Annotated in this window: 15 protein-coding genes; 6 read left to right on the plus strand and 9 right to left on the minus strand. The window is 73.0% G+C overall.

What is annotated here, in order from left to right; translation table 11 throughout:
• Positions 1–25 precede the first annotated feature (25 nt).
• The 9 genes from ACN27G_RS22655 to ACN27G_RS22695 all read right to left on the minus strand — a co-directional run bounded on the left by ACN27G_RS22655 (position 26) and on the right by ACN27G_RS22695 (position 9,801).
• Positions 26–784, minus strand: coding sequence for a LuxR C-terminal-related transcriptional regulator (locus ACN27G_RS22655; protein ID WP_421494775.1), 759 nt, complete (start codon positions 782–784; stop codon positions 26–28).
• Between the two features lie 85 nt (positions 785–869).
• Positions 870–1,709, minus strand: a complete 840-nt coding sequence (locus ACN27G_RS22660; RefSeq protein WP_421494776.1) for an alpha/beta fold hydrolase — start codon at positions 1,707–1,709, stop codon at positions 870–872.
• Positions 1,710–1,808: 99 nt separating this feature from the next.
• Positions 1,809–3,512, minus strand: a complete 1,704-nt coding sequence (locus ACN27G_RS22665; RefSeq protein WP_421494777.1) for an acyl-CoA dehydrogenase family protein — start codon at positions 3,510–3,512, stop codon at positions 1,809–1,811.
• A gap of 44 nt (positions 3,513–3,556) precedes the next feature.
• Entirely contained in the window at positions 3,557–4,270 is a 714-nt protein-coding gene (locus ACN27G_RS22670; protein ID WP_421494778.1) for an SRPBCC family protein, read from the minus strand.
• A 42-nt stretch (positions 4,271–4,312) separates the two neighbouring features.
• Positions 4,313–5,515, minus strand: coding sequence for a sulfotransferase family protein (locus ACN27G_RS22675; RefSeq protein ID WP_421494779.1), 1,203 nt, complete (start codon positions 5,513–5,515; stop codon positions 4,313–4,315).
• Positions 5,502–5,834, minus strand: a complete 333-nt coding sequence (locus tag ACN27G_RS22680; protein ID WP_421494780.1) for an acyl carrier protein — start codon at positions 5,832–5,834, stop codon at positions 5,502–5,504. Before ACN27G_RS22680 ends, ACN27G_RS22675 begins: the two co-directional genes overlap by 14 nt.
• Positions 5,835–5,892: 58 nt before the next feature.
• The gene (locus ACN27G_RS22685) at positions 5,893–7,533 is read right to left on the minus strand and encodes an AMP-binding protein (RefSeq protein WP_421494781.1); all 1,641 of its coding nucleotides are present in this window, start codon (positions 7,531–7,533) and stop codon (positions 5,893–5,895) included.
• 14 nt (positions 7,534–7,547) lie between these two features.
• Positions 7,548–8,168 carry a GNAT family N-acetyltransferase gene (locus ACN27G_RS22690; protein WP_421494782.1) on the minus strand — a complete coding sequence of 207 codons (621 nt, stop codon included), beginning with the start codon at positions 8,166–8,168 and terminating at the stop codon, positions 7,548–7,550.
• 1 nt (position 8,169) lies between these two features.
• A complete protein-coding gene (locus ACN27G_RS22695) occupies positions 8,170–9,801 on the minus strand; it encodes an FAD/NAD(P)-binding protein (protein WP_421494783.1) in 1,632 nt (543 codons plus the stop codon).
• A 771-nt stretch (positions 9,802–10,572) separates the two neighbouring features.
• Between ACN27G_RS22695 and ACN27G_RS22700 the strand changes: the two genes are divergently transcribed.
• Genes ACN27G_RS22700 through ACN27G_RS22725 form a run of 6 tightly spaced genes read left to right on the plus strand, consistent with a single transcriptional unit; the run spans position 10,573 to position 16,347 of the window.
• Complete coding sequence (locus ACN27G_RS22700) at positions 10,573–11,454, plus strand: STAS domain-containing protein (protein WP_421494784.1); 882 nt, start codon at positions 10,573–10,575, stop codon at positions 11,452–11,454.
• Positions 11,454–11,921 (plus strand): STAS domain-containing protein, encoded by a 468-nt coding sequence (locus ACN27G_RS22705; protein WP_421494785.1) that lies wholly within the window; start codon positions 11,454–11,456, stop codon positions 11,919–11,921. The genes ACN27G_RS22700 and ACN27G_RS22705 overlap by 1 nt, the downstream gene beginning before the upstream one ends.
• On the plus strand, positions 11,918–12,343 hold the full coding sequence (locus tag ACN27G_RS22710) for an ATP-binding protein (protein WP_421494786.1): 426 nt from the start codon (positions 11,918–11,920) through the stop codon (positions 12,341–12,343). The genes ACN27G_RS22705 and ACN27G_RS22710 overlap by 4 nt, the downstream gene beginning before the upstream one ends.
• Positions 12,325–13,353, plus strand: coding sequence for a SpoIIE family protein phosphatase (locus ACN27G_RS22715; RefSeq protein ID WP_421494787.1), 1,029 nt, complete (start codon positions 12,325–12,327; stop codon positions 13,351–13,353). Before ACN27G_RS22710 ends, ACN27G_RS22715 begins: the two co-directional genes overlap by 19 nt.
• A gap of 13 nt (positions 13,354–13,366) precedes the next feature.
• Complete coding sequence (locus tag ACN27G_RS22720) at positions 13,367–14,797, plus strand: ATP-binding protein (protein ID WP_421494788.1); 1,431 nt, start codon at positions 13,367–13,369, stop codon at positions 14,795–14,797.
• On the plus strand, positions 14,794–16,347 hold the full coding sequence (locus ACN27G_RS22725) for a SpoIIE family protein phosphatase (RefSeq protein ID WP_421494789.1): 1,554 nt from the start codon (positions 14,794–14,796) through the stop codon (positions 16,345–16,347). Before ACN27G_RS22720 ends, ACN27G_RS22725 begins: the two co-directional genes overlap by 4 nt.
• Positions 16,348–16,499: the final 152 nt, after the last annotated feature.

The following is a 16,499-nucleotide window of genomic DNA, read 5'->3' on the forward strand; positions in this document are numbered from 1 at the left end:
GGCCCCGGCCCGCTTCCCGCACCGGTCACGAGGCGGGCAGCGGGCCGGCCGCCGTCTCCGGGCCGGGGACCAGCCCTGCGCGATCCGGGCCGGAGACCAGCCCCGCGCGATCCGGGCCGGCGACCAGCCCCGCCTGGTAGGCGTACACCACCGCCTGGGCGCGGTCCTGCACGTTGAGCTTGTGCAGCACGTGATGCATGTGGGTCCGTACGGTCGCCTCCGAGACGCCGAGTCCGGCGGCGATGCGCCGGGTGTCGAGGCCGCGGGCCACCATCATCAGCACCTCGCGCTCGCGCGGCGTCAGGCGCGCCAGCAGCTCCGGCTCCCCGGCCGGGGCCACGCTCGGCCGGCCGGTCAACAGCCGCATCCGGGTGACGAACGTCGCGGGCATCAGCACCGCGTCCACCCCCTCGACCACCTGGATCAGGTGCGCCAGGTAGCCCATGATGTCGTCCTTGCCGACCACCGCCCGCGCCCCGGCGGAGAGCGCGGGCATCGGATCGATGGTGGCCGGGGTGTACGTCACGATCACCTTGGTGGCGTGGGCGCTGCCGTTCTGCGCGATGCGCCGCAGCACGTCGGCGCAGCCCAACGGCGGCAGGTCACAGTCGACGACTGTCACGTCGGGACGGAGCCGGGCCGCCAGCGACGCCGCCTGGCTCGCGTTCGACGCCTCACCCACCACCCGGATCGCGGTGACCTGGTCGAGCACCGCCCGGATTCCCGCATTCACCACCGCCAGGCGGTCGCAGAGCAGGACGGTAATAGCGTCACCCGAAGCCATCGCGAACAACCCCCGTGTCCGTCTGTTGCGCCGGCGCAGTCACCGTATCGTGAACGGTCGATCGGGGCGCGCCGACCTCTCCGGCTCAGAGCCGGCCGGCGAATCCCGCGACCCGGCGGGCCAGCGGCTCACCGGAGCGGACCCACCTGAAATGGTTCAACCGGGCACCGGCCTCGGCCGCCGTGTAGTGGACCCGCTCCACCGGCGCCGAGACGAGCGTGCCGCAGAGATGGTCGAGGCCGAACGCCGGCACGTAGTCGTCGCCCTCGACGCTGACCGCGAGCACCGGGGTCCGCAGCTCGGCCAGCCCGGGGTTCGGGTCGATCCCGCCCAGCGGCGGATAGCGACCGTTGCGGGCGGTGTACGCCCAGCCGGAGATGACGCCCCGCGCCTGCCGGCCACCGAACCCCCAACCCGGCCAGACCCCGAGCAGCGCCGCGGCCGCCGCCACACCCTGCGTCTGAGCCAGCGTGACCAGCCCTCGGACGGGCGGGTAACTCCGCCAGTAGGCCAGCCCCGCGGCGACCACGACCACCCCGGCGATGCCCGGACCACCCGTCGTCGCCAGGTGCAGGAGGCAGAGGTGCGCACCGAGCGAGTGGCCGAGCAGCAGGACGGGCCGGCCCGCCAGCCTGGTCCGCAGCGCCTCCCCGACCGCGGGCACATCGGTGACGAGCTGGTGGTAGCCGTACCGGGAGGCGCGGCCCGGCCGGGGCGAGCTGGCACCGGTGCCGCGCAGGTCGACCACGTGCACGGCCAGACCGGCGGCGGTCAGCGCCAGCGCAAAGGGCCGGTAGAACCGCGCTGGTACGCCCATCGCCGGCCAGAGCACAACGGCGGGCGCCTGCGCGGACTCGGGTGCCGGATAAATCTGTATCCCGATCCGGTCGTCGCCCCGGTCGATGTATTCCTGCTGGTGGTCCATTGCCGACAGCATAGGCCAGCTCCTATCTCGGATGAGCCGCCGCAATCGTTTGGCGGGGACGGTCGGAATGGAGTCGCCGCATTGTCGGCCCGCCCCGCCTCACACCGGCAGGTCCCGCCGGCCCTCGGGCAGCGGGATCGGCGTCAGGGAGAACATCTCGGCGGCGTCCACCTGGGCGGCGAGCCGGCGTTCGACGGTGGCGACCGGGCCGGACGACAACTGCCGGCTCGGGTCGAGATGCTGGGTGAGCCGCTCCAGGCAGGCGACCAGCCACTCCTCGTCGGCGAACGCACCACCGGAGTTGTGCCGCCAGGTCTGCACCAGGCAGGCGGCGGCGTGCAGCACGCAGTGCACCCGCGCGGCGGCGTGTGCCGACAGGCTGCCGTAGGCCCGCCGGTCCACCGTGGCGAGCCGGGCGAACATCTCGGCGCGGGCCGCGTCGAGCCGGCGTACCGGCTCCCAGGAGGAGAGCCCGGCGATCGCCTCCGGCCACGACGCACCGATCTCGTCGAACCCGCCGTTGGTCAGGTGCAGCCGGCGGCCGTCCGGCGCCCACGGGGTGCTGCTCCGGTGCCGGGCGAAGAGCGCCGGCAGCAGCGCCGCGTCACCGGACGGGCCCGTCGGCGCCACGAGCAGGTCGGCGGCGATCGAGCTGAGGTTGACGTGGGTGGTGCCCTCGAAGATGCTGGCGATCGCCTGGTCGCGGTGCAGCTTCTGGAAGGTGCGGGCCGGCAGGCTGTCCCGCAGGTAGCCCCGGGCGCTGAGCACCGTGTTCAGCTCCGCGATGGCCCGTTCCACCGTCACCGGCACGAAGTACTTCACGATCGCCGACCAGAGGCCGAGCCGCTCCGGTGCCTCGGTGATGGCCCGCGCGGCCGGGATGGAGACGCACTCTCCGATGATCAGGTCGAGATACGCGCGGACCAGGATGTCCCGGATCACCGGCAGTTCGAGGATGCTCGCGCCGTAGAGCCGGCGCCCGCGCGCGTGGGCGTATGCCAGCCGCAGCGCCGTGTCCAGGCTGCCGAGGGAGAGCGCGGCGATCAGCGTACGGGTGATCTGGAGGGTCTTGAGCGTCTGCTGGATCCCGGCTCCCTCCGTGCCGAGCAGCGCGTCGGCCGGTACCGGACAACCAGCGAACGAGATGCCGCTCAGGTCGTGCCCGCGCAGCCCCACCGTCGGCACCCCGGCGCTGTTGCGGAAGCGGTCCGGCGGCAGCCGCCGCTTCTCCACCAGCAGGAGCGAGAACCGTCGTGGCCCGGTCTTCGCGTAGAGGGTGCAGAAGGCGCCCCGTGTCGCGTTGCCGACCGGCCACTTCTCGCCGTCGAGCAGGTAATCGTCACCCGCGCGCTCGGCGGTGACCTGGCACCCGCCGAGGTCGCTGCCGTGGTCGCGCTCCGACATCGCGAACGAGCCGAGATCACCGGCGAGCAGCCGGTCGGCCAGCCACCGCCGCTGCCGGTCGTCGCCCCACAACCAGACGGGATTGGCGCCGAGCAGCGTGGTGCCGAAGGAGACCGCCGGGCGGAGGTCCCGGCGGGCGATCGACCGGCAGAGCGAGAACACCTCCTGGAACGAGTAGAGCCGGCCACCGTACGCCGCCGGCACGAGGAAACGGGGAAAGCCCCAGGCGCGCAGCTCCTCCATCACCTGCCAGGGCATCTCCTCGCGGTCGTCGGACTCCACCGCGTGGGCGAAGGCCGACGGCCGCGAGGTGTCACCGGGATCGCCCAGGTGCTCCTCCAGCTCCACCGCGGCCCGGTCGGCCGCACAGATTCCGGTCAGATCCTCGTAGGTCCGCATGGTCGATACGCCCCCGTGTGTTGTCGTCGTCGGTGTGCGGCGGGTCAGCCGCGTACCCCGGAGGGCGACACGAAATGGCGCAGGAACGCCGCCCGGCTGGCACGCATCCACGATCTGGTGGCGAACATCCGGGCCGGCGGGGCGTACAGCGCGACGCTGTGTTCGACCGCCGTGGTGACCTCGGCCGGCGTCGCTCCGGCGGCCGCGAGCGCCGCCCCCCAGGCACGGCTGCTCTCCGCCGCCAACCCCGTGAACTCCGGCGAATGCTGGCTCGTCGCCGGATCGTCGATCGGGATCGCCTCGCCGGAGAGGTGCAGGTGCAGGCTGAGCAGGGCCAGATCCCAGCCGACGCCGGTGGCGCCCGGCCCGAACTCGGCCCAGAAGCGCTCGTCGACGAGTGCGGCGTGTTCGAGCTCGAGGAGGGTGCCGCCGGCCTCCGGCGCCAGCCGGACCTCGACCTCGGACGCCGGACTGCCGCCCAGCACCCAGGTGAGGGTGAACAGCCGCGGTGGCTGGCAGCGCTGCACCGTGCCGCTGATGTTTCCCTCGAGCTGGAACCGGCCGTCCCGGCGCAGGTCGCCGGTGACGGGCAGGAACCAGCGCCCGATCCGGTCGGGATCCGTGATCGCCGTCCACACCTCGTCCACCGGCGCCGCGTAGCTCCGCCGCAGCAGGACCGTACGCGCGTCGCCAGCGGGGATGGCCCGCTCGCCGATCGCGCGGTGGACGCTGCCGAGCTGGCTGATGATCTCCGTCATGGTGTCCCAAACCCTTCCGGGCGGCGCACCGCCGCCCTCGTCTCAGACGCCGAACTCGGCGCGGTAGTCGGCGAACCGCTCCTCGATCTCGGCCCGGTCCAGCCCGAAGTCGGCGAGCGCGTATCCCGGGGCGGCGGCCGGGCTCGACGACTGCGCACGAAGGTGCCGCCGGATCCGGTCGCCGGCCTCCGCCGGCATCGGCACACCGGCGAACCGGCAGACCTCGCCGACCACCCGCAACGGATCCTCGAGCAGATCCCGCTGGCGGATGTCCAGGGTCTCGACGCCCGGCGCCGGCCGGTCACCACGACGCAGGCCGGCGAGCCCCTGCCAGGCGTGGTCGAGCCACTGCCGACCGATGGCGGCCCGGTCCACCCCGGATCCGCTCGCGGAGCGGACCACCACGGTCAGGTTGCTCGCCGACGCCAGCGCGGCGGCGGGATCGCGGTGCAGCCGGACCACCTTCGCCCGCGGGTAGGTCTCGGCCAAAGCGTCGAGATGCCACAGGTGGGTCGGGCACTTCAGCACCACGTGCCCGCCCGGCGCCACGGTGCCGCCGTCCGGCACCACGGTGCCGCCCGGAGGCCGCCACAGCAGGCACCGCAACAGGGTGCGGTGATAGGCGTAGGCGTCGCGCATGTCCTGCCCGGCCAGCCAGTCGAGGTAGTCGGGCAGGTGATACCGCTGCGCGTAGATCTCGCTGGAGAAGGTCGCCGCGACGAGCCGGTGGCACTCGTCCGGCCGCAGGGCGTCCAGCGGATGGAGCTCCCGGAACGCGGGTGCGGCGGCGTAGTACTGCTCGACGTAGCGGTCTGCCTGCTGGATCAGCGTCCCCTGCCGGGTCGGATCGGCCGCGGCGGCCGGCGCGAGCAGCTCCCACAGCAGTGGTGCCCGGAGATCGGGGTGTTCGGCGAGCATGTTGTGCAGGGCCGTCGTCCCCGTACGCGGCATGCCGGTGACGACGATCGGTGCCGGCACCGGCACCTCCTCGACCTCCGGATGCTCCTCGACCAGCCGGCCGGCCTCGATCTGGGTGACGAGGTGGGCGACGACCGTGTCGCGGAGGACCCGCCGGCCCGGCGGGCTGAGCCGGGCACCGGGCACCGCCGCCAGCAGTCGTTCGAGCGCCGGCAGGAATCGGGGGGTCTGCGCGTCCCGGCTGCCCGCGACCCGCGCCGCGAGGAGGACGAGATCGTCCGGCCGGAGGCTCACCTCCGTGGCGTCCACCGTGTCAGGCGCGCTCATGGTCGGCACCCTCCGGGTCGGGGCGCCCCGCCGGGCCGGACGCTCCGGGCTCACCGGACGGTGCCGCCACCTCGGCGAGGTTGAGCTCCACGATCTTGACCAGGTCGGCGAGGGAGCTGGCCCCGTAGAGCTCGGACTCGTCGAGCGAGATCTCGAACCTCTTCTCCAAGGCGTCGAGGATCTGGAAGAGGGTGAGCGAATCCAGCCCCGACAGGTCGGAGAGGCCGGCGTCCGCGTCGACCGTCTCGACCGGATGGTGCAGGAGGTTCGCGATGACGGTGCGCACCTGGTGCTCCACCGTCGCGTGCGGGTCGAACATGGGCAGTCCCTTCCGGTGGGGTGCTGGTTGGGCAACGGGCGGGCCGGGCGGGCGACCCTCAGATCACCGGCGGCAGGCTCGCGCGGACCTTGGCGCGCTGCACCTTGCCGCTGCTCGTCCGGGGCATCGTCTGGGGCGGGACCAGGTGGACGGCGATGTCGAAGAGCCCGAGTCCGGCCGAGAGTTCCGACCTGATCAGACTGGTGAGCCGGTGCCGCTGGTCACTCGACTCGACCCCGGTCTCCACCACCATGACGAGACGCTCGCTCCGCTCGTCCTCGCCACCGACGGCCGCGCACCGCCGGCGATAGACGCCGGGCAGGTCCCGCACGATCGCCTCGGCGTCCTCGGCGTAGTAGTTGTTGCCCCGGATCACCACCATGTTCCTGATCCGGCCGGCGATGTAGAGCTCGCCCCGGTGCAGGAAGCCCTGGTCGCCGGTGCGGAGCCAGCCGTCGGCGGTGAACAGCTCGCCGGTCGGCCGCCGGAAGTAGCCGGCGGTGACCGGCTCGCCGGTTATCTCGACCTCGCCGAACACGTCCTCCGGCGCTCCGTCGCCACCGACGCGGACCCGTACTCCCCGCACCGGGCGTCCGACCCCGACCAGCGGCCGCGCCCCGGGCGTGCCGGGTGCGGCCGGCACCACGCGCCCGGTGGCCAACGCGTCCGCGCGGTCCAGCCAGAAGACGTCGGGCGCGGCTCCCGCGCGCGAGAACGTCACCCCGAGCGTCGCCTCCGCCATCCCGTAGACCGGGAGGATCACGTGTGGCCGGAGCCCCCGCCCGGCGTAGGTGCCCTGGAACAGCTCGACCGTGCGCGCGTTGACCGGCTCCGCACCGTTGAGGGCCAGGCGCCAGCCCGAGAGGTCGAGATCGCCGCGCACCGAGTCGGCCACGTCGACGAGGTAGTCGTAGCAGAAGTTGGGGGCGGTGGTGACCGTGCAGCCGTAGCCGGCGAACTGCTCGAGCCACTCCGCCGGCCGCCGGACGAAGGTCGCCGGCCGCCAGAGCACGACCCGCAGGCCGTGGGTGAGTGCCGCGAGCGTCGAGAAGAGCCCCATGTCGTGGAAGAGCGGCACCCAGAGCCCGGCGATGTCGTCGGCCGTCAGCGCACACCCCTCGCCGATCGCGCCGAGGCCGGCGACCACGTTGTGGTGCGTCAGCATCACCCCTCTCGGTGCGAGGGTGCTGCCCGAGGTGTACTGGATGACGGCCAGCGACTCCGCGCCGCCGGGCTCGACCAGTCGCTCCTCCCCGGCCGGCAGCTCCTCGGCGGGGACGAGGTGGACCCCCGCCGGCAGCTCGGGCGTCCTGCCGACCAGGATCCGCCGGCAGCGCCGGCTCGCGACGACGTGCCGCATGCCGGAGTCCGCCAGCACGCGGCGCAGGTGTTCCGAGTACGCCTCGACGCCGCCCATCGCCGAGGGGATCGCGAGTGGCACCGCCACGGCACCCGCGTAGAGGATTCCGAGGAACGCGGGGAAGAAGACCATCTCGTTGTCGGTGATCAGGCCGACCGGGGCGCCGGGGCGTACCCCGGCACGGCGCAGTTCCGCCGCCGCCATCCTGCCGGCCGCCAGCAGCTCCGGGAGGGTGGCACGCTCGCCGGTCTCCGCGATGACGACCTCGCCCCGATCGGCGGCGGCGGCTCGTTCGAGCAGTTCGGTCACTGTCACGGGCGAGGGGCCCGGGTCGGTCATCTTCGCCTCCGGCGTCATCGACGAATCACCGCGGCGAGCTGCTCCCGCCGCGCGGACCAGTCGGCACGGCTGATCGCGACCAGGCTGGCCGTCTTGTGCGGCAGTTCGACCACGGCGACCTGCCGCATGCCGAGCATGCTGTGCAGGTGCAGCATGGATCGGTTGCGTACGTCCGGGTCCCCGATGTAGTGGTCGGCCTCCGGCCACGTCTCGAAGGACCAGTCGACACCGTCCACGACGATCTCGAAGACGATCCTCCGGTCGACCCTGGCGACCGGGTCGACCAGCAGGTGCGACCCCCGGGCAGAATCCTCGATCACCGGTACGGAGGCGAGCGGGCTGTCGCCCTTCGCGTACGTCTCGGCGTAGGCGACCGGCGTCCCGTCCAGGGCTCCGACGAGCGGGGTGACGCCGAGCCGTTCCGGCGGTAGCTCGAGGTATTGCCGGACGGTGCCGGCGTCGTACGGCGGCGGGCCGATCCGGCCGAGCCGCGGCGCCGTGCCCCAGTAGGTCAGGTCCGGCCTGGTCCACCACGTCCAGATCATCGCGGCGTCGACCGGGGCCGCGGGGCGCCAGGCGAAGGTCTGGCCGTGCCGCAGTCGCAGGCTCCGCCGCAGGTCGGGATGGCGTCGCATGTCAGCTCCCGCCGGCCGCGTGGTGCGACCGGTCACCGGGTGTCGTGGTGACGAACTCGCGTCGTGCTCCGCCCAGTCGCGCGCGGATGTCCCGGGCCACCCGGCTTGCGTTGTCGCGGTTCGTCTCGAACGAGTTGGTGTAGAAGTGGGTCCCGAAGGTCATCGGCCCGACCAGGTGGAGGTCCGGGCAGGGTCCGTCCGACGCGGTGACGACCCGGCAGGTGTCGAAGGTGACCCGGATCCCGCCGCGCGGGTCGACGACCAGGAGTCCGCGCCGGATCGCGGCGGCCAGCAGCCTGTCCCGTTGACAGGCGATCAGCGGCTGACCGCCGGTGGCGTCGACCAGGACGTCGGAGACCTGGTCCGCCGCGTCCCGGCGGGTGGCGATCCGCCACCGCCGTCGACCGATCGGGCCGGTGGGCGAGACGGCGCGGAATCCGGTCCGTACGGTCAACTGCCCGCTCACCACGGCGGGCAGCAGCACCCGGGCGTTGACCAGCGGCATGCTGTGCCGGTATTCGTTCCATCCGGCCCGGCACCTGGCCAGGAAGAGCAGTTGGTCCGGCTCGGCGATGGCGTTCCAGATGGCCGGCGTGCCGGGCGAGAGCGAGTCGAGGGCGTAGTACCAGGCCGTACGGGAGTTCTCGGCGGCCGCCACCGCGTTCCGGAAGATCTGGTTCTCGTCCTGCTCCCGCCGACGGGCCCGGCCCTCCCGCGAGAACCATTCGCGCGGGTCGGGCATACCCGGCTGGTACGGGCCGGACGCCCGGGCGTTGAGCCCGTGCTCCACGGCTCTCGCCACCGCGCGGAGCGGGATGCGCCGCGACCCGGAGCGGGTCACCCGGCGTAGCCACTCCGGCCCGAGCAGTGCCGGTTGGTGCAGGTGTGTCGCCCCCTGCACCTTCGGCAGCCCGCGGGTGCGCGAGAAGCAGGAGATCGCGCCACGATGCCCGTGCCCCAGCAGCCGTACGCAGACGTCGACGGCCGTGAGACTGCTGCCGACGATGCCGACGTGGGCGTCCGGCGGGACGTCGTCGATGCGCCGGGTCTCGCGCAGCGACCCGATGAAGTTGGGTCGGCCGGCGTGGTGACTCAGCGCGCCGTACCGCGACTCGCCGGTGGCCAGCACCACCGTGGAGAAGGTGCGCGTGCCACCACGGACGTCGGTCACCCGGAACGCCCCGTCGAGCCTCTCGAGGTCGACCGCCGTCGTCCGCCAGTGCTCGACCGTCACCCGGGCGGGGTCGGCCGATGCGACGGCCGCGTCGAAGCGGTCCCTCAGGTACTGCCCGAAGAGCAGGCGCGGCGGATACTCGAGGTCGGCGTAGTGTCGCTGGTGGCGCCCGCCGCGCAGCCAGTCCACGAATTCGGTGGGAGCACGGGGATCGATCGAGAGCCGATCCGCCCGCATATTGAGTCGGTCCATGGAGTCGAAGGCGAAGCCGGCACCCGCTTCCTTCGACGGGTCGATGATCGTCAGGCGGATCGGACGGTCGGGACGCTCTTCGTGTAGTTGGTCTATGAGGTGCCAGACGAATGACACCCCGGTCGGGCCCATTCCGACAACCGCCAGCGTCATGCCCCCGCAGCTGGTCAAGAGTCGCCTCCCCACGCCACTTGAAATTGCGAACATCGCATTCACCGTGCGGTAAGTGCGTCAGTGTTCGTCCGTCGACGGCATCGCCGCGCATCCTGGTGGAGTCAGCGGCCCGTCGCGCGGTCTCGACACGAGGATCAAGGTCGGCGGCGGTGAGCGACCGCCTCCCCGCCGTGTTGGCGGCTGTTGATCCTCGTCAGTCCGTCCTTGCGGCCCGCCGTGGGTGCGGGCGGGCGCCACGCCGCCCACCCCGGCAGGACGACGTCATCGACGAGAGGAGGGCCAGCCCTGCGATCGGCGCTGTTCCGGGACGTTGCCCGGTGTGCCGTCATTGCACGCGGCAGGAAAGATAAGCGAAGCAATCAACCTCAACACCCCCGTGTTGTGTTGCGCATTCATTGAGGACTTGCCGGGTCCGCTATTGCGACCGCTGTCGGCTCACGTGATAGATCAGCGACCCACGCGATAGATCAGCCGATGAGATCGACATAGGTCAGCCTATAGAGCGACAAGGTAACGGTCAACCCCCGCGCAGAGTCGATCACGAAATCGATTCACGGTCCCTCCCACCCTCCCGCCCTCCCGCCGGTTGAATTCGTAGCCGGTGACGCCGCTACTTCTGGCCGGTGACGCCGCCACTTCGCTGGCGCCGGGTCGCACCGCGCGCCGGTGCGCCGCACGCATCCGGCGGTGCCAATACCGGCTGGCCAGGGCGGTCGTCAGGTGGCCGTGACGGGGGCCGGTGATACAGTCCAGCGGCCGGTCCGGCCGTCGTCATGGCCGCGACCTGCACCGGGGAGGGGAAGGATGGCTATCACGGCCGAGGAGAGCAGCCGCTTCGCGGCGCTGCTCGACAGCCAGTCGGAGCGGCTGACAGATCGCTGGACCGAGGTCGTCGCCGCCTCGTTGCGGGGGCGGATGACCGAGGCGGAGCTGCGCCAGCAGGTGCGGGAGCTCCGCCGCGGGCTGCACGCCGCCCTCGGCCACGGGGCGTTCGACCTGGCCGCCGAGGGGTCCGCCGCGCTGCGCGGCGCGCTCGCGGAGATGTCCCGCAGCCGGGCCCAGCAGGGTTTCACCGCCACCGAGACGGCGGTGAGCGTCTTCGCCCTGAAGGACGCCCTGGTCGACGTGCTCGACCTGCGCTCCGGAGACAAGGAGACGCTGGCGGACTTCGTAATTGCCTCCGGCGTCGTCGACCAACTGGGGTTGTTCACCTTCGAGCGGTACGCCCGGTCACGCGAGGAACTCCTCGCCGAGCAGGCCGAGCAGTTGCTGGAACTCTCCACCCCGGTGGTGAAGCTCTGGGAGGGCGTGGTCGCCATCCCGCTGGTCGGCACGCTGGACTCGGCACGGGCCCAGGTCGTGATGGAGCGGCTGTTGCAGACGCTGGTCGAGACCGGCTCGCCGTACGCGATCATCGACATCACCGGGGTGCCGGCGGTGGACACCCAGGTCGCGCAGCACATCCTCAAGACGGTGGTGGCGGCCCGGCTGATGGGCGCCGAGTGCATCGTCTCGGGCATCCGGCCCCAGATCGCCCAGACGATCGTGGCGCTCGGCATCGAGTTCGGTGACATCGCGACCAAGGCGACCCTGGCCGACGCGCTCCGGCACGCCCTCCGGATGATCGACAAGTCCCGCCGGGCGAGCGGCACCGTCTCCGGTGCCCCCAACGGACGGGGTGCCTGATGGACCGGGTGCCGGTCCTCAAGATCGGCGATCTGCTGCTGGTCTCGATCCAGGTGGACATGGAGGACCAGACCGCCCTGGCGCTGCAGCAGGACCTCTCCGACCGGATCGTGGAGAGCGGCTGCCACGGCGTGATCATCGATATCACGGCGATGGACATCGTCGACTCGTTCGTCGGCCGGATGCTCTCCACGATCGCCTCGATCGCCCGGGTGCTGGACGCCGAGACGGTGGTGGTCGGGATGCGGCCGGCCGTGGCGATCACCCTCGTCGAGCTGGGCCTGTCGCTGCACGGCATCCGGACCGCGCTCAACGTCGAACGCGGCATGGAGCTGCTGGCCCGGGCCCGCCGGGACGATGCGGTCGACGCCCAGGACTCGGCCGAGGACCTGGCCTGGATGCTCGCCCTCGACCCCGGTTCCGGCCCGGGATCAGGCTCCGGCCAGCCGGCAACGGCCGCGCCTTGACCAGCGGCCCCGAGCTGACCACCAGCCAGCTCGTGACGATCAGTTCGGACGCCGACGTGGTCCGGGTCCGACAACTCGTCCGCACCACCGCGGTCGCGGTCGCGCTCTCCCTGGTCGACCAGACCAAGCTGGTCACCGCCGCGAGCGAGCTGGCCCGGAACACCCTGGTCTACGGCGGAGGCGGCGGTGTCGAGGTCGGCGTCGTCGACAGCGGCCGGCGCAGGGGCATCCGGATCGTCTTCTCCGACGACGGCCCCGGCATCGCCAACCTGGACCTGGCACTCACCGACGGCTACACCTCCGGCGGCGGCCTGGGGCTGGGGCTCGGCGGGGCCCGGCGGCTGGTCGACGAGTTCGAGGTGGAGACCGGTGCCGGGCAGGGCACCCGGGTCACCATCACGAAGTGGGCGCGGTCGATGTGAGCGGCGACGACCGCCTCGTCGACGACGGTGTGTGGTTCCAGGTCGAGGAGGCCGGCGCGGTCGGCACCGTACGGCGGGCCGCCGAGCTGCTGGCCGGCCGGATGGGGCTGGACGAGGCCCGCAGCGGTGCCCTGGCGATCGTGGCGGCCGAACTCGCCAGCAACCTCGTCAAGCACGCCGACGACGGGCTGCTGCTGCTCCGGCCGGCCCGCAGCGGCCCGGTCGGCGGGGTGGAGCTGCTCGCCGTCGACTCCGGCCCCGGGATGGGCGACGTCGTCTCGTCGACCCGGGACGGCCACTCGACAGCCGGCTCGCTCGGCATCGGGCTCGGGGCGATCAGCCGGCAGTCGAGCTGGGCCGACCTCTACTCCCTGCCGGGACGGGGGACGGTCAGCGCCGTCCAGGTCTGGCCGGCGGAGCCACCCGAGCCCGCCTGGGCCGCCGGGGTCAGCCGGCCGATGAGCGGCGAGCAGTCCTGCGGAGACGGGTTCGCGGTGCGCACCGTCGAGGGCCGCCGGCAGGTGCTGGTCTGTGACGGGCTCGGGCACGGGCCACTCGCCGCCGTGGCGGCCCGGGCCACCGTACACGCGTTCCAGCTCGCCCCGGCGGCGCCGCCGGCAGCGGTGCTGGAGCACCTGCACCGGGCGACCGCGCACACCCGGGGCGCGGCCGCCGCCGTCGCGGAACTCGACCCGGCCGCCGGCCTGGTCCGGTACGCCGGGCTCGGCAACATCTCCGGCTGCGTGCTGCACCACGACGAGCGGCGCGGCCTGGTCTCCATGCCGGGCATCGTCGGTCACCAGCGGCGGACCGTGCGCGAATTCGACTACCCGTTCCCGGACGGCGCCTGCCTCGTCATGCACACCGACGGGGTGACCGACCGCTGGCGCCTCGCCGACTACCCCGGGCTGCGGCGGCGTTCACCTCAGGTGATCGCCGGCACGATCCTGCGGGACGCCGCCGTACGCCGTGACGACGCCTGCGTCCTCGTCGCCCTGGCCACGGCGTGACCGGGGACCGACCATGACCGACCGGACGGCCACCGGGCCCGCGCTGCTGCGGATGCCGCTACGCGCCGAGTCGGACGTGTTCCTGGTCCGCCAGCGCGGTCGGGAGGTCGCCGCCGCCGTCGGCCTGGAGCACCAGGACCAGATCCGGCTCGCCACCGCGCTCAGCGAGATCGGCCGCTACCTGGTCGTCACCCTGTCCACCCCGGCACGCGCCGACGTCGCCTTCTCGGTGACGGTGGATGCGCCGGCGGCGGGGAGTGACGCTGCCCTCCCGGCGATGGTCGAAGCGGCACCGGCGACGCTGGTCATCGAGGTCACGACCAGCCTGCCGGCCGGAAGCCCGGAACGGGCGCTCGCCGAGGCCGTGGTGGTGGGCCGACTGGTCGACACTTTCACCGTGACCGGAGAGGGCGGGCGGACGGTCATCCGGATGACCCGCCGGATACCCGCCCCGACCGGTCCGCTCACCCGGGACCGGCTCGACATGATCCGCGACAACCTGAACACGACGGCGCCGCGTACCCCGCTGGAGGAGATGGCCGAGCAGAACGAGCAGCTGCTGGCGGCCCTGGAACAGACCCGGGCGCAGCGCGACGAGCTGGCCCGGCTCAACGACGAACTCGCCGAGACCAACCGGGGCGTGCTGGCGCTCTACACCCAGCTCTCCGAGGAACTCGACCAGACCAACCGGGGCGTCGTCGCGCTGCACGCCGAGCTGGAGGAGCGGTCGGTGCAGCTCCGTGCGGCCAGCGAGGCCAAGAGCCGCTTCCTGGCCAACGTCAGCCACGAGCTCCGGGCGCCGGTGACCGCGGTGATCGGGCTGACCCGGCTGCTGCTGGACCCGGCCTCCGACCCGCTCACCGCCGAGCAGCGGGAGCAGGCGGAACTGATCCGCGGCTCCGCATCCGACCTGCTGTCGCTGGTCAACGACCTGCTCGACCTCGGCAAGGCGGAGTCCGGCGCGATCGAGCCGAACTGGAGCGACGTCGAGCTGCGCACCGTCTTCGGCCAGCTCCGGGGCACGGTACGCGCGATGGCCACCCGCCCGGAGGTGGCGCTGGTCGTGGTCGACCCCGCACCGCCGGGGCTGATCCACACCGACGAGGTGCTGCTCACCCAGGTGCTGCGCAACCTGCTGCACAACGGGCTCAAGTTCACCGAGCGCGGCGAGGTGCGGATGACCGCGCAGGCCGGCGGGGACGGCTGGACGATCCGGGTCAGCGACACCGGGATCGGCGTACCGGCCGAACTCCAGGAGCGGATCTTCGAGGAGTTCTACCAGGTACCGGGGCGGGGATCCCCGACCGGTGCCCGGGGCACGGGGCTCGGCCTCCCGTACGCCCGCCGGCTGGCCCGGCTGCTCGGCGGCGACCTGCGGGTGGCCAGCGAGCCGGGCGCCGGCAGCACCTTCACCGTCCACCTACCGCCGCGGCCGTCGCCGTGAGCGGCGCGGAGCAGGTCGGCACCGGCGCCACCATCCTGGTGGTCGACGACAGCGCCGCAAAGCGCTACCTGCTGGTGAGCTGGCTCACCCGGGCCGGCTTCAGGGTGGTGCAGGCCGACAGCGGCCACGCGGCGCTGGACCGGATGGCGCGGGAGGAGATCGACCTGGTCGTGCTCGACGTGCGGCTGGGCGACATGAGCGGCTTCGAGGTCAGCGAACGGATCAAGGCCGATCCCCGCAACGCCTCCCGGCCGGTCATCCACGTCTCGGCGCACGCGGTAAGCGTCGCCGACCGGGCGCAGGGCCTGACCCGGGGCGCCGACGCCTACCTCGTCGAGCCGATCGAGCCGGACGAGCTGATCGCCACCACCCAGGCGGCGTTGCGCTACTACCGCGCCCGGAGCCGGGCCGAGTTGCTCGCCGCCCGGCTCGCCGCCCTCGTCGAGACCACCCTGGCGGTGAACACCGCGACCTCCTTCGCGCCGCTGCTGGACGCGGCGGCGAGCGGAGCGGCCCGGATCTTCGGCACCGGCGCGACGGTGGCCGGGCAGGACGCCGACGGCCGCCGCTGGGCGGCGGTGGTCGGCGGGCCCGGCGGGCGGATGACGATCCGGGAGTGGGCGGCCGACCTGCACGCGGTACCGGTCGGCGTGGGCATGCACCTCGTGCCGGCGGCGGAGTGGCCGCTGCCGGTCGGCCCCGCGGGACGGGTCTGCGTCGCCACCGCCCGGCTCCGGGCGGACCGCCCGGCGGTGCAGGTGGCCGTGCCGGAATCAGCGCTGGCCACCGAGTCCGACACGCTCAGCCAACTCGTCCAGGCGGTGGCGACGGCGGTCGAGGCGCAGCGCTCCTACGACGAGGAGCACCGGATCGCGGTGATGCTCCAGCGCAGCCTGCTGCCGCAGCGGCTGCCCGACGTGGCCGGGCTCGACCTCGCCGTCTGCTACGAGCCGGCGAGCGCGCAGACCGAGGTCGGCGGCGACTTCTACGAGCTCGCCGTGATCGACGGCCGGCTGGTCGCGGCGATCGGCGACGTCGCGGGCCACTCGCTGCACGCCGCGACGGTGATGGCCGAGCTCCGGCACGCGATCCGGGCGTACGCGGTGGAGCGGCATCCGCCCGGCGCGATCCTGGAACGGGTCAACGAACTTCTCCGGAGCCTGCTGCCGGGCGAGTTCGCCACGCTCTGCCTGCTGACCCTCGAACCCGGGACCGGCCGGGTCCGGATGGCCAGCGCCGGTCACCTGCCGCCGCTGCTCGTCACCGACTCGACCGACTTCGTCGAGCAACGCGCACCGCTGCTCGGCGTCCGCGCGCAGCGCCCGGCCGACCTGGAGTTCGTCCTCCCGCCCGGCGCGACCCTGGTCCTCTACACCGACGGCCTGGTCGAACGCCGCGAGGTCGACCTCGACCAGCGGCTCGCCGAGTTGGCGGTCGCGGCGGCCACGGTCGAGCCGGACCTCGACGCGTTCTGTCAACGGCTGCTGGCCGAACTCACCCCGGCGGAGATCACCGACGACATCGCCGTGCTGGCGTTGCGCCGACGCTGAGCCCCGTCCGGGCTCTTCGCCGTCATGGTCGGCCGGGCCGACCCGGGCCTCCTGCCGGTGGGCCGGAACCGGTGGGCCGGAACCGGTGGGCCGGAACCGGTGGGCCGGAACCGGTGGGCCGGAACCGGTGGGCCGGAACCGGTGGGCCCGGC

Origin of the sequence: Plantactinospora sp. WMMB334 (genome assembly GCF_049179095.1) — a bacterium.
Classification (GTDB): Bacteria; Actinomycetota; Actinomycetes; order Mycobacteriales; family Micromonosporaceae; genus Plantactinospora.